We start from the raw sequence: 12,377 nt of genomic DNA, 5'->3' as shown, positions 1-12,377 counted from the left end.
AGGCCTAGGCCGGCGCGGTCGAGCGGGCCTCATCCGCCGCCGGCAGCGCCACCCGAGCCTCGGCCTCGCCGCCCTCTTCGAGCCGGAAGTGGGCGACCCGCTCGCGCAGGTGCTGGGCACGTGCCACCAGCCGACGCGAGGCGGTGCCATTGCCCTCCACCAGGCCGGCATTCTGCTGGGTCATGCGGTCCATCTGGGTGACGGCGACGCCGACCTGCTCGATGCCCTGGCGCTGTTCTCGGGTCGCCGTGGAGATCTCCTCCACCAGTCCGCTGAGGCGCTGAATGTCGCCGGCCATGCCGGCGATCAGGGCATCGGTGTCCTTGACCCGCCGGCTGCCCTCCACGACCTGGCCGTCGGAGCGCTCGATCAGCGCCTTGATCTCCTGGGTCGCCTGGGCCGAGCGGCTGGCCAGGTTGCGCACCTCTTCGGCGACCACGGCGAAGCCGCGGCCGTGCTCGCCGGCCCGGGCCGCCTCCACCGAGGCGTTGAGCGCCAGGATGTTGGTCTGGAAGGCGATCGAGTCGATGGTGTCGACGATCGAGGTCATCCGGGTGGCGCTGTCGTTGATGGCGTCGATAGCGGTCACCACCTCGGCCATGGCCTGCCGACCGCGCTCGGCGCTGCCGGCGGTGTCCGCGGCGACCTCGCGGGCCTGATCGGCGTGGTCGGCGTTGTGGCCCACCGTGGTGGTCAGCTGCTCCATGCTGGAGGCGGTCTCGGACAGTGCCGCCGCTTGCTGCTCGGTGCGCGTGGCCAGCTCGGCGTTGCCTTCGCCCAGAGTCTCGACCTCGAGGTTCACGGCGTCGCTGTCGCGATGGATATCGCCGATTGTGGTGGCCAGGGCTCGGCGCATGCGCTCGATGTCGAACAGCAGGCTGTCGCCGTCGCCCTTGTGCAGGCGCACCTCGCGGGTCAGGTCGCCGTCGGCGATGGCTCGCACCGAGGCGGCGGCATAGCGGGGATCGCCGCCCAGCGAGCGGGTCACGCCGCGAATCACCAGCGCCATGCCCAGGCTCACCGGCACGCCAACCACCAGCAGCGCCAGCAGCGAGCGAGCCAGCGAGGCCAGGAAGGCGGCATCGACGTCGTCGATGTAGACGCCAGTGCCGATCGTCCAGCCCCAGGGCGCGAAGCGCTCGTGGTAGGACGATTTGGGGATCGGCTCGCTGCCCGCCTCATGGGGCCAGAGATAGTCGACGTAGCCATCGTCGCTGGCCACGTCCTCGGCGAACTCACGGAACAGGTAGCGATCCTCGACGTTCTGGAAGTCGCCGACGTTGGTGCCCACCGCCAGGCGCGGATGGCTGAGCAACGCGAAATCGTCATCGAAGACGTAGAGGTAGCCGCGGCCGTCGTCGTACTGCATGGCCTTGACGACGGCGGCGGCGCGCTGCTTGGCCTGCTCGACGCCGATCTCCCCGGCAGCGGCACGCTCGGCCTCGGCCTCGATCGCGCCCTTGGCGAGGTGAACGTAGTCCTGGAGGGCCCCGTGGCGCTCCTCCAGCATGGTCTGGCGATTCTCCCAGGCGCCCCAGGCCACCATCAGGCCCATGGCCAGCCAGATGATGCCCAGGGATCCCCACAACTTCTGTGTCATTGTCAGCTGGCGCACGCGTCACCTCTTGTCGGGTGTGTTGTTGTTTTGTGTCGAGGGTGTGGCTCCCCCATCAGGCGTGTCGGCTCACTCGCTTACCGAGTCGACCAGCGCCATCTCCTGGCTGGTCAGCAGCTTGTCGATGTCGACCAGCACCAGCATGCGGTCCTCGAGGCTGCCCAAGCCGCTCAGGAAGTCGGAGGACAGGGTCACGCCGAATTCCGGTGCCGGCTTGATCTGCTCGGGCGTCAGGGTCATGACGTCGGAGACACCGTCGACCACGATGCCGACGATGCGCTCGCCGACGTTGAGCACGATGACCACCGTCTGGCCGCCGTACTCGACGTTCTCCAGGCGGAACTTGATGCGCAGGTCGACGATCGGCACGATCACGCCGCGCAGGTTGGTCACCCCCTTGATGAAGTCCGGGGCGTTGGCGATGCGAGTGACGTTCTCGTAGCCGCGGATCTCCTGCACCTTGAGGATGTCGATGGCGTATTCCTCGTCGCCCAGCGAGAACACCAGGAATTCACGGTTCTGCTCTTCGGTGGCGGCCAGGGCGGCGTCGGTGGTCTGGGTGGTCATGACGGCTCTACCTCCTTACGGGAAAGGGTCGTGGGGGCGGCATCGACGCGCTGACCGCGCCGCGCCTCCTTCTTGGCTCGATTGAGGCGATGCAGGTCGGTGATATCGAGGATCAGGGCCACGCTGCCATCGCCGAGGATGGTCGCCGCCGACACGCCGGGCACCTTGCGATAGTTGGTCTCGAGGTTCTTGACCACCACCTGCTGCTGGCCGATCAGCTCGTCCACCAGCAGGGCATAGCGGCGGCCCTCGCCCTGGACGATCACCGCGATCATCTCGTCGAGCTCGGTCTTGGCATCGGCCACGTCGAGCGCCTCGTGGACGGGCACCACCGGCAGGTATTCGTCGCGGACCTTGAGCACCACGTCGTCGCCGGCCATGGCATAGAGGTCGTCGCGGCTGGGCTGCAGCGATTCCAGCACCGCGGACAGCGGCAGGATGAAGACCTCCCCGCCGACCTTGATCGACATGCCGTCGAGGATCGCCAGGGTCAGCGGCAGCACGATGCGGATGGTGGTGCCCTCGCCGGGCCGGGACATGATCTGGACGTTGCCGCCCATGCCCTGGATGTTGCGCTTGACCACGTCCATGCCCACGCCGCGGCCAGAGACATCGCTGACCTCCTGGGCGGTGGAGAAGCCCGGGGCGAAGATCAGCTGCCAGACCTCGTCGTCGCTCATGCCGTCGGAGACGTTGAGGCCGTTTTCCCGCGCCTTGGCCAGGATCCTCTCGCGGTTCAGGCCGCCGCCGTCGTCGATCACCTCGATCAGGATGTTGCCGCCCTGGTGCTTGGCCGACAGGGTCAGCTTGCCGGTGCGCGGCTTGCCGGCGGCCTCGCGCGCGGCCGGTGCCTCGATGCCGTGGTCGAGGCTGTTGCGCACCAGGTGGGTGAGCGGGTCGATGATGCGTTCGGTCAGGCTCTTGTCGAGCTCGGTGGACTCGCCCTCGGTGACCAGCTCGATCTCCTTGCCCAGCTTGCCGGCGGTCTCGCGTACCACGCGCGGAAAGCGGCTGAACACGAAGTCCATGGGAATCATGCGCACCGACATCACCGCTTCCTGAAGATCGCGGGCGTTGCGCTGCAGCAGGTTCATGCCGTTGTGCAGGCCGCTGTGATTGACGTTGTCGAGCTCGCTGACGGTCTGGTCGAGCATCGACTGGGTGATGATCAGCTCGCCGACCAGGTTGATGATCTGATCGACCTTCTCCACCGAGACGCGGATCGAGGTGGATTCGCCGCCGCCGGACTTGGCCTTTTTGGCCTTGGGCTTATCCTGCTTGGGCTTGTCGGCGGTCGGCCTTGGCGCCTCGGCCTTGGTATCGGCAGCAGGCGCGGCACGTTTCTCAGCCGGCGCCTCGTCCGCGACCGGAGCGCCGGCCGCCGATGCGTCGGACCGCGGGGCGCCGGCCGCCGATGCGTCGGACCCCGGGGCGCCGGCCGCCGATGCGTCGGACCCCGGGGCGCCGTCCGGCTCAATCCGGAGCTGGTCCGGCTCGACGATGAAGCCCATCACCGCCTCGATGTCCTCGGCGCTCACCGCGGTAGTCAGGGTCACCCGGTAGCAGCTTGCATCGCCTTCCCGGGCCTCGATCTCGCCGAGCTGCTCGAGCTCTTCCACCAGCAGGCCGCGATCCTTGTCGCCGACGTTGAGCAACGTCACCGTCAGGCGGGGCTCGTCGGCCCCGGCGGACGAAGCCTCGGCGTCCTCCTGCTCGATCCTGAGCTGCTCCGGCTCGACGATGAAGCACATCACCGCCTCGATGTCCTCGGCCCCCACCGCGGTGGTCAGGGTCACCCGATAGCAGGCCGCGTCACCGTCGCGGGCCTCGATCTCGCCGAGCTGCTCGAGCTCTTCGACCAGCAGGTCGCGATCCTTGTCGCCGACGTTCAGCAGCGACACCGTCAGCCGTCTTTCGCCGCCCCCGCCGGACGCCGGCTCGCCGGTCGCTGCCGGTGCGGGCTCGGGGGCGGAGGGTGCAGGGGTGTCCACCGAGGGCTGGCCCGGCACGCCATTGGCACCATCCAGCGCTTCGCCGATCTCTTCGAGCGCCAGCCGCTGCAGGGTTTCGCAGATGCGGGCGAAGGCTTCCTGGTCGGGTTCTTCGTCGTTGCGATAGGCGTCCAGCTGGTCGTGCAGCATGTCCTTGGTTTCCAGAAAGGTGTCGACGATGTCCCGACGCAGGGTCAGCTCGCCCTGGCGGGTGTGATCGAGCAGGTTCTCGAACAAGTGCGTGGTCTGCTGCAGGACGTCGAAGCCGAAGGTTCCGGCGCCGCCCTTGATCGAGTGCGCCGCCCGGAAGATGGCGTTGAGCTGCTCGGCGTCGGGATCATCGACGTCGAGCTCGAGGAGATAGCGCTCCATATCGGCGAGCAGCTCCTCCGCCTCCTCGAAGAAGGTGTCATAGAAATCGGTGATATCCATGCAGTTCCCCACCCAGATGTGTGGTGCCCTCAGGGCGATGATGCCGGGCCCAGGGCCTCATTGAGTTGTTGGTTGAAGCGTTCCAGCGGCGTCTCGGCAGACGGCTGGCGGTTGCCGCCGCCCAGCGTCGAGGGCATCCCGAGGCCGTTGACCACCCGCGGCGAGCGAATGCGCTGGGCCACCGCCTCGAACAGCACCAGCAACTCGATGCGCCGATTCATCGGGTCGCTGGGCTCGGTATCGGGCATCGGCACCTGATCGGCGAATCCCGCCACGCGCAGCAGCTTGCTGGTATCCAGCCCGCCGGCCACCAGCTCGCGACGCGAGGCATTGGCCCGCTCGGTGGACAGCTCCCAGTTGCCGTAGCCGCGGATGCCGTTGAGGTAGGCCAGGCTGTCGGTGTGCCCGCTGATGCTGAGGTCGTTGGGTAACTCGTTGAGCAGCGGCGCGATCAGGCGCAGCAGGTCGCGCATGTAGGGCGCCACGCGGGCGCTGCCCAGCTCGAACATCGGCCGCTGCTCGGTATCCAGCAGCTGGATGCGCAGCCCCTCAGGGGTCATGTCGAAGCGCAGCTGGTCACGCAGCTGCTTGAGATCGGGATCGGCCTCGATGGCCGCTTCGATGCGCTCCTGCAGATCGCGGAAGGCGCGCCGCTGGCGTTCGCTGGGCCGCGTCTGCTGGCGCAGGTCGACGCGCGCCCGCTCGCCCTCCTTGAAGGTCGGATCGGGGCCGCCGCCGGGAATCACGTTCTCGCTCACGGCCACGCGATCGCCACTGGTGACGGCGGCCACCAGCGGCGTGCTGAAGTACTCGGCCACTCCTTCGCGCTGCTCGCGGCTGGCCGAGGAGAGGATCCACATCACCAGGAACAGCGCCATCAAGGCGGTCATGAAGTCCGCCAGAGCGATCTTCCAGCTGCCGCCATGGTGAGACTTGACGACCTTCTTGCGCCGAATGATGATCGGCCGGCGGTTGTCCCCCTGACTCATGCGCTCCCCACACCCGCCTTGGCTTCACGCACGTATTCCTCGAGCTCGCTGAACCCCGGACGCTCGGCGCTGTGCAGCGCCTTGCGGCCGAACTCCACGGCCAGCTGCGGGGCATAGCCGTGCAGGCTGGCCAGCAGGGTGACGCGCATGCACTGCAATACCTTCTCGACTTCCTTGGTCTGGCGCTCGATGCGGCTGGCCAGGGGCATGATGAAGCCGTAGCCGAGCAGGATGCCGAGGAAGGTGCCCACCAGGGCGTGGGCAATCATCACGCCCATCTGCTCGGGATCGGCATTGGAGGCGCTGAGCGCTTTCACCACCCCCATCACCGCGGCGACGATGCCGAAGGCCGGCATGGCATCACCGACCTTGTGGATGGCGTCGGCGGGGATATGGGCCTCCTGCTCGAAGGCTTCGATCTCGTGCAGCATCAGCTCGTCGAGCTCCATGGGATCCATGCTGCCGCTGACCATCAGGCGCAGGTAGTCGGTGAGAAAGGCCATGATCACCGGATCGGCGAGCACCTTGGGGTGCTCGTTGAACAGCGCGCTCTCCGAGGGGGTATCGATGTCGCGCTCGATGCCCAGCATGCCGTCGCGGCGAATCTTGGCCAGGATCTTGTATTGCAGCGCCATCAGATCCATGTACAGCGCCTTGTCGTACGACTTGGAGCGGCGCAGCCGCGGCAGGATACGGAAAGTGGCCTTGAGCGCCTTGCCGTTGTTCGAGGCGACGAAGGCGCCGATGCCGGCGCCGCCGATCATCAGCAGCTCGGTGGGCTGGAAAAGCGGGCCCAGGCTGCCCCCGGCCAGCACGAAGCCACCGAAGACCGACAACAGCACAACCAGATAACCAATGGGAATCAGCACGACCGAATATCCCTCGTCGACACGTGAATGGCGTTACTGTCGAAACTATCGGCCGGGGGCGGGCAGGCTTGAGGGTGAGGGGCGAGAAATGGGCGAGAAAGTTGCCGCCGGGGAGAATGTCGAAGTGCGCTTTACTCAGACGACGAGACCGCCTCCGGCCGAAGGGCCGAAAGCGGTCTCGTCATTGGTCAGCCGTCTGGCGTCCGCCGCACCGGAGTCGCGCCGGCAGGCGGACTAGGCTCAGGCCTGGCGCACGACCTCGTGCGTGATCGGCTTGGCCGCCGATGCCTCGCGACGCTTGCGGGTCTTGCCCGCCCGAGAGGGCGGCTGGCAGATCCCGCAGACGTAGTCGTGGGTCGGGCTGTGGGCATGGGCCACGAAATGCCCGTGGCAGCGGCCGCATTCGGAGAGCTGAAGCTGGTCGCTCTCGAAGAAGCGTACCAGGGTCCAGGCCCGGGTCAGCCCCAGCACCGCCTCGGCGCCGTCGATCTCCACCTGTTCCAGGTAGAGGCGATAGGCCTTGATGAAGGCCTCCATGCGCCCGCAGTCATGGTCCTCGAGCAAGCGCCGGAAGACGTTATAGAACAGCGACGAATGGATGTTGGGCATCCAGGTGATGAACCAGTCAGTGGAGAACGGCAGCATGCCCTTGGGCGGCGACATGCCACGCACTTCCTTGAACAACCGAATCAGCCGGGCGCGGCTAAGGTCGGTCTCGGTTTCCAGCACCTGGAGGCGAGCCCCCAGTTCAATCAGGTCGATGGCGAGCTGCACCTGCTGCAGCTCGTCCAGCAGGCTTTTAGCCGACATGATCGCCTCCCTTCGACAGCATGGAGCGCGAGGCCATCAGCAACGAAGAGTGGAAATGGGCGAGCCCCTGGTCACGAGGGTTGTCGACCACCTGACGCAGCTGGTCGGCCCCCTCGCAGCCCAGATGGCATAGCAGCTGGTTGGTATTGGCCAGGCGTGCCAGCTGCTGGGCATTCAACGAAGTCAGGAGATCGGCCATTTCCTCATCGATCTTGAGGCGGAACATGGCCTCGACCCGGTCGTCGTTCAGCAACCGTTGAGCGAGCAACAGATAGGCGAGATTCATTTCCCGAATCTCGTCGACGTGCGGATTGGTTTTCATAATTCCCTGCTTTTATTGGCATATTCCTGCGTCACGGTCTATCGCCGTGCTCGTTTAGGGGAAGCCCCTGTGCCACGAAATGCACAACATACCGACGTTTGTTGTCATTTGTGTAGCATTGTCCCCAGGGTCGCCCTTTTTTCAATGCACCGTTGCCAACGCTGGCAACGCGACGACCTTGATCCATATCAATTTGCTAAAAAAGGCTCCCACAAAACATCTTCTTAGGGTGTCGTGAGAGCAGCAAATTATTCTTAGATTTTAACATTTCCTTACAATAATGATGCTTGAGAATGACCTCCCTGGCGCTTTAGGGCTGACCAGACTCCCCCGCCATCTCACGCACCCAGACCAACAGCTCGGCGATCACCTGATAGAGCCGCGGCGGGATTTCCTCGTCCAGGTCGAGCTGCATCAGCAGGCCCACCAGCTCGGGGGCATCGTGCACGAAGACGCCCTGTCGCCGCGCTTCCTCGACGATGCGCTCAGCCAGCTCACCATAGCCTTGGGCTACCACTCGCGGCGCTCCCTCGGCCTCCTGATAGGCCAAGGCCACCGCCTGACGCCGGGACTGGCGATCCGAGTCGTTCATGGCACCTCCCCGGAGGCCGCGTCCAGCCGCAGCCGCACATCATCGAAACCATGCCCCGCCAGGCGACGACGCAGCACCTCCAGGCCAGCTTCGAGCCGAGAACGCGCCGCCTCCTCGTTCACGCGCAGGTCGATGTCCAACCTGGCGTCGCGCATCCACAGCGAGACCTTCATGGGCCCCAGGCCAGCCACTTCCAGGTCTAGTTCGGAGCGCCACCCCTGTGACTCGTTGCGCCGCTCGCCCGATGCCCCGTCGTCGCCCGGCTGGCCCTCGCGACGCCCCTGAGGCAGCTGGATCACCAGGGCCATGAACAACCCCGACCAGACATCGCCCTCCCAGCGCAGGTTGGGCGTGGCCAGCATCTCCAGCTGGTGGCGCACCAAGTGCTGCAGGCTCTCGGGAACGGCATCGCGCCGGCCATCGATCGGCAGCGTGGCGGCGGATGGCGACTGGCTGGCAGACGCGCTCGAGGGCGACCCCACCTCCGTCGAGGAGACCGACATCGTCGTTGCCTGCATGGGGGACGGCGTCGTGGCGGGCGGCGGCGTGACGGGCGTTGCCGGTATGGCCGTCAAGCGCAGGGCGCCAGCATTCGGCGCAAGCGGACCGGACGGCTCAACGCCCGACCGCGACGACGCACCCGCCTGGGGCAACATGGGCACGGGCGGCATGGCCGCACGCACCCGCGCAGCCAGGAGACTCGTGGCCTCGGTCGCCCGCCCTTCCCCCGACAGTGAGGTGGAGGCCTGGAGCAATGGCACGAAGCGCAGGGTCTTGAGCATCTGGGGCTCTCGATCGAGCTGCTGACGCGACAGCTCGCCCTTGTACCAGCGCGCCAGATGGGCCTCGTAGAAGAGCCCGCTGTCGCGGATACTGCCCGCCAGACGCTGGGCGAGCTGCTCGGGGGCTGCCGTAGCATCGGGAGACATAAGGGGCGCGGTGGGCGAGACCGCCGAGGTCGGCGCGGGAAAGCGCACCAGCAGATCGGCGATGGTGCGCGCCGTGGCGCTGAAGTGGGTCAAGGCAGAGAGCGGAGCACCCGGGGACGGGGAGGCCGGTGCCTGGGCAGGGGCGCCACGGGAGGCCCCCTTGGCCGCCTCGCCGGCCTTGGGAGCAGGCGCCCGGGCGTCGAGCCGCGAATCGCTGTGTACGGCCTTCAGCGCCTCGGAAGGCGCCGTGGGCTTGATCGGCTGGTTGAGTGGTTTGGGCGCGGGCACGTCGACCCGCTTACCCAACACCTGGTGCAGGAGGGTATCGATCAGGGGCGTGATGCCGCTCACATCGGGCCCTGGCCGAAGCGGGAGGCCGCCTTGAATACCTGCGCCCCGGCGTTGCCGTAGGCGCGCTGCAGGTCCCGCTGTCGACGTGAGGTGCCGATCAGCTCACCCAGCTCATCGCGACGCTGCATGAGATGGCGACGCACCTCCAGATCGTTCTCGAGAATCCGCTCCAGCAGCTCGGCCTTGCGGTTCTGGGCTTCCCTCTCCAGGGCATGCCGGGCGTCCAGTTCAGCGATGCGTTCCACCTGCTGGACGTAGTCGGCTTCCTGGTCCACCAGCGCCGACCAGTCGGCCTCACGCGCCAGGGCCAGCATGCGCTCGCTGCGTGCCAGCAGGGCCTGGTAGCCGGCGATCACGGCTTCCTGCGAGGCCTCGGGGGTGTCCGTCATGTCAGCCTCCCGCGGCCTGGGCCTGGGGGTCGATCTCGCGCCAGGCCGAGGCGATGTCGTCCAGCAGCCGCTCGGCCTCGTCGAGCTTGGCCACCTCGTTGTGACGGTTGGCCGACAGCAGCAGCCGGGCGATGTAGTCGTAGAGCGAGCCCAGATTCTGCGCCACCTCGCCGCCGCGCTCGGCGTCCAAGGCCGCCGCCAGACCACCGTTGACGATCTCCAGGGCCTTGGAGATCGACTTGCCCTTCTCGGTGATATTGCCGGCTTCAATATGAATGCGCGCTGCCCGGATGGACGCCTTGGCGCCATCGAACAGCATCACGATCAACTGATGGGGGCTGGCAGAGATCACACCGCTCTCGACCCCCACCCTCGCATAGGCACTCGCGCCTTTCATCGCCGCCATGGTTCTGCCACTCCTTAGATCAATGGACGATATACCTCGCCCGGGACGTATCCCACCGTCGAGTCAGAGCCCATACCTTGAACCTGAGCGTCGTATCGGCGCTATACATCGATATCCCCGGCACACTGCCTGCAGCGAGGCATCTTCAAGCCACCGCCCTGCCTGACGGCGTGAGGCTCACCAGTCTGACAAGATCCTGCTTCCACGGGTCAGGCAAACACACTTCGCCAAGCGAACTATTTCTGGCTATCGGCGGTTTCCGACTCCACTTTAGGGCCGACCCGCACTTCCTCGAGCGGCTCGCCGAGGCGCTGAACGACCTCGCCGAGCAGCACTTCGCCCAGCGCCTCGCCGGGCGGGTCGGTGGATTCGGTGAGCTGCACCCGCGCGGGCCGGCCCTGGTCATCGACGCCCTGCACCCAGGCCAGCCGACCGCCGTCGAAGCGCACCAGCGAGCCTACGGGAAAGAGGCCGAAGCGGCGGATGTAGCGCTTGACCCAGCGCTGATCGAAGGCCTGGTCATGGTCGAGCAGATAACGATAGATGGCCCCCACCGGCCAGGCCGGACGCCCGCCGAGCGGACGGCGCAGGGTATCCACGACATCGACCACCGCCGCCGCACGCTCCAGTTCGCCGAGCGCCTCGCCGCCGAGCCCGGCCGGATAGCCGCTGCCATCCAGGCGCTCGTTGACCCGCCGCACCACCGAGCCGAACACCGCGGAAGACAGCCATTGGCAGCCCTCCATGCGCTTCTCCAGACGAGCGACATGCTCGGGCAACTCAGCGGGCCATGCCTCCTCCGGGCTCGCCCGTTGCCATACGTCATCCGGCAACAGTGACTTGCCCAGGTCATGCACCATGGCGCAGGCCACCAGCGCCTTGCGCAGCTCCTGCGGCACGGAGACCCGTCCCACCAGGTCGAGCAGATGCACGGCCATCCCCAGCCCGTGCCCGACCAGCCACGATTCGTCGTGCAGGCAGTGACTGGCGAACAGCAGCGCCTCACGATCCTCCTCGTGAAGCCGCAACAGGCGATCGGCATGCCGCGAGAGCTGCACGCCATCCACCTCGTTGCCATCCCTGAGCTCCAGCATCTGGGCGTCCAGATAGCCGGCGATGCGCGAGAGGCGCCTGGCCATCGGCGTGGCGTAGGCCTTCATGCTGCGCCGCCCTACCTCCGGGCCGGAAGCAGCAGCGCCCTGGAACAGCAACGACGGCAGCCGTGAGGCCTCGCCGCCTTCCACATGGCGTGCCGCTTCCTGCTCGATCTCACGCACCAGGTACCACAGCTTGCGCTCCTGCTCGGGGCCGTTGCCCGAGAAGCGGAAGCCTGCCATGACCGCCTGTCGCTCGGTATCCACGCGACGATGACGCGCCTTGCCACGCAAGGCGCAGCGGGTGCCGTCGGGAAAGCACAGTTCGATATCCAGCGGCAGCGGCGACTCGGCCAGCAGGCTCGAGGCCGACAGCGGCAGTTCCAGCCGACAGCCCTCGAGCGACAGGTCCTTGAGGTCGCCCTGCACGCGCTTGCCTTCTCCGTCGCGCAGGATGGCCCCGACCTCCATGCCCAGCCTGAGGCGGGCACGAAAGGTCTCGCGGCGCTGCAGCACTTCCAGGTGGTAGGGATAGGGGCAGCGGCAGACCAGCCGGCCATCCTGCTGCCGGCACTCCTGCATGGCGAGCTCGGGGGTGCGCACCATCTTGCCCTGTGCCTGGCCCAGCAGTCGGAACGACTTGCCCCGCTGGAGCTCGCCGGCGACCTCGCGGATCGCGCTGATATCCAGCGCAAGTTCCTCGCCGACCCGCTGTTCGGCCAGCAACACCGGCAGCGGCTCGCTGCCCTCGCCCAGCTGCAGGGAGGCGCCACCCGGCTCGCTCAACGCCTCGAGCAAGGCCTCGATCTCGACGGGGCTCTCCACCCGGGTGTAACCATCCTGCGCCATGCCTTGGCCTCTCGGGTTGTTGCGGTTGATAAAGCGTATCCAAACGCTATCGGCTGGCATCGGCACAACTTGATACCCGAGCCTCCCGCTCGCGGCATTTGCCTGTCAGGCCTTGCCGTGCGGCGGCCTCTCCCCGCAATCTGTCGATCTGCCGCCGCTCGCGACGGCCCTA

At 66.9% G+C, this 12,377-nt stretch carries 12 protein-coding genes; all 12 read right to left on the bottom strand.

Annotation, left to right across the window (positions count from 1 at the left end):
• Positions 1–4: 4 nt before the first annotated feature.
• Positions 5–1,615 carry a methyl-accepting chemotaxis protein gene (locus ACGTN6_RS04365; RefSeq protein WP_394590046.1) on the bottom strand — a complete coding sequence of 537 codons (1,611 nt, stop codon included), beginning with the start codon at positions 1,613–1,615 and terminating at the stop codon, positions 5–7.
• A gap of 69 nt (positions 1,616–1,684) precedes the next feature.
• Entirely contained in the window at positions 1,685–2,182 is a 498-nt protein-coding gene (cheW, locus tag ACGTN6_RS04360; RefSeq protein ID WP_183386792.1) for a chemotaxis protein CheW, read from the bottom strand.
• Positions 2,179–4,605, bottom strand: coding sequence for a chemotaxis protein CheW (locus ACGTN6_RS04355; RefSeq protein ID WP_394590045.1), 2,427 nt, complete (start codon positions 4,603–4,605; stop codon positions 2,179–2,181). The genes cheW and ACGTN6_RS04355 overlap by 4 nt, the downstream gene beginning before the upstream one ends.
• Positions 4,606–4,634: 29 nt before the next feature.
• Positions 4,635–5,594, bottom strand: coding sequence for a flagellar motor protein MotB (gene motB / locus ACGTN6_RS04350; protein WP_394590043.1), 960 nt, complete (start codon positions 5,592–5,594; stop codon positions 4,635–4,637).
• Positions 5,591–6,463 (bottom strand): flagellar motor stator protein MotA, encoded by an 873-nt coding sequence (gene motA / locus ACGTN6_RS04345; RefSeq protein WP_394590042.1) that lies wholly within the window; start codon positions 6,461–6,463, stop codon positions 5,591–5,593. The genes motB and motA overlap by 4 nt, the downstream gene beginning before the upstream one ends.
• A gap of 240 nt (positions 6,464–6,703) precedes the next feature.
• Positions 6,704–7,273 (bottom strand): flagellar transcriptional regulator FlhC, encoded by a 570-nt coding sequence (gene flhC, locus ACGTN6_RS04340; RefSeq protein WP_394590041.1) that lies wholly within the window; start codon positions 7,271–7,273, stop codon positions 6,704–6,706.
• Positions 7,263–7,595 (bottom strand): flagellar transcriptional regulator FlhD, encoded by a 333-nt coding sequence (gene flhD / locus ACGTN6_RS04335; RefSeq protein WP_394590040.1) that lies wholly within the window; start codon positions 7,593–7,595, stop codon positions 7,263–7,265. Before flhD ends, flhC begins: the two co-directional genes overlap by 11 nt.
• Before the next feature lie 310 nt (positions 7,596–7,905).
• Positions 7,906–8,187: an EscU/YscU/HrcU family type III secretion system export apparatus switch protein gene (locus tag ACGTN6_RS04330; protein WP_394590039.1), complete on the bottom strand. Its 282-nt coding sequence runs from the start codon at positions 8,185–8,187 to the stop codon at positions 7,906–7,908.
• A complete protein-coding gene (gene fliK / locus ACGTN6_RS04325) occupies positions 8,184–9,467 on the bottom strand; it encodes a flagellar hook-length control protein FliK (RefSeq protein ID WP_394590038.1) in 1,284 nt (427 codons plus the stop codon). Before fliK ends, ACGTN6_RS04330 begins: the two co-directional genes overlap by 4 nt.
• On the bottom strand, positions 9,464–9,856 hold the full coding sequence (gene fliT, locus ACGTN6_RS04320) for a flagellar protein FliT (protein ID WP_394590037.1): 393 nt from the start codon (positions 9,854–9,856) through the stop codon (positions 9,464–9,466). Before fliT ends, fliK begins: the two co-directional genes overlap by 4 nt.
• A 1-nt stretch (position 9,857) precedes the next feature.
• Positions 9,858–10,262, bottom strand: a complete 405-nt coding sequence (gene fliS, locus ACGTN6_RS04315) for a flagellar export chaperone FliS (RefSeq protein ID WP_394590036.1) — start codon at positions 10,260–10,262, stop codon at positions 9,858–9,860.
• A 236-nt stretch (positions 10,263–10,498) separates the two neighbouring features.
• A complete protein-coding gene (locus tag ACGTN6_RS04310) occupies positions 10,499–12,205 on the bottom strand; it encodes a PilZ domain-containing protein (protein WP_394590035.1) in 1,707 nt (568 codons plus the stop codon).
• Positions 12,206–12,377 lie beyond the last annotated feature (172 nt).

The organism is Halomonas sp. B23F22_20 (genome assembly GCF_043496985.1).
GTDB lineage: Bacteria > Pseudomonadota > Gammaproteobacteria > Pseudomonadales > Halomonadaceae > Halomonas.
Note: the sequence above shows the minus strand (reverse complement) of the source record. Positions and strands in the feature narration are given on the sequence as shown.

What these genes read in the sequence shown, in the direction of transcription:
- cheW (WP_183386792.1), bottom strand. Translation starts at nt 2,182, where the DNA reads ATGACCACCCAGACCACCGACGCCGCCCTGGCCGCCACCGAAGAGCAG.
- ACGTN6_RS04355 (WP_394590045.1), bottom strand. Translation starts at nt 4,605, where the DNA reads ATGGATATCACCGATTTCTATGACACCTTCTTCGAGGAGGCGGAGGAG.
- motB (WP_394590043.1), bottom strand. Translation starts at nt 5,594, where the DNA reads ATGAGTCAGGGGGACAACCGCCGGCCGATCATCATTCGGCGCAAGAAG.
- flhC (WP_394590041.1), bottom strand. Translation starts at nt 7,273, where the DNA reads ATGTCGGCTAAAAGCCTGCTGGACGAGCTGCAGCAGGTGCAGCTCGCC.
- flhD (WP_394590040.1), bottom strand. Translation starts at nt 7,595, where the DNA reads ATGAAAACCAATCCGCACGTCGACGAGATTCGGGAAATGAATCTCGCC.
- ACGTN6_RS04330 (WP_394590039.1), bottom strand. Translation starts at nt 8,187, where the DNA reads ATGAACGACTCGGATCGCCAGTCCCGGCGTCAGGCGGTGGCCTTGGCC.
- fliT (WP_394590037.1), bottom strand. Translation starts at nt 9,856, where the DNA reads ATGACGGACACCCCCGAGGCCTCGCAGGAAGCCGTGATCGCCGGCTAC.
- fliS (WP_394590036.1), bottom strand. Translation starts at nt 10,262, where the DNA reads ATGGCGGCGATGAAAGGCGCGAGTGCCTATGCGAGGGTGGGGGTCGAG.
- ACGTN6_RS04310 (WP_394590035.1), bottom strand. Translation starts at nt 12,205, where the DNA reads ATGGCGCAGGATGGTTACACCCGGGTGGAGAGCCCCGTCGAGATCGAG.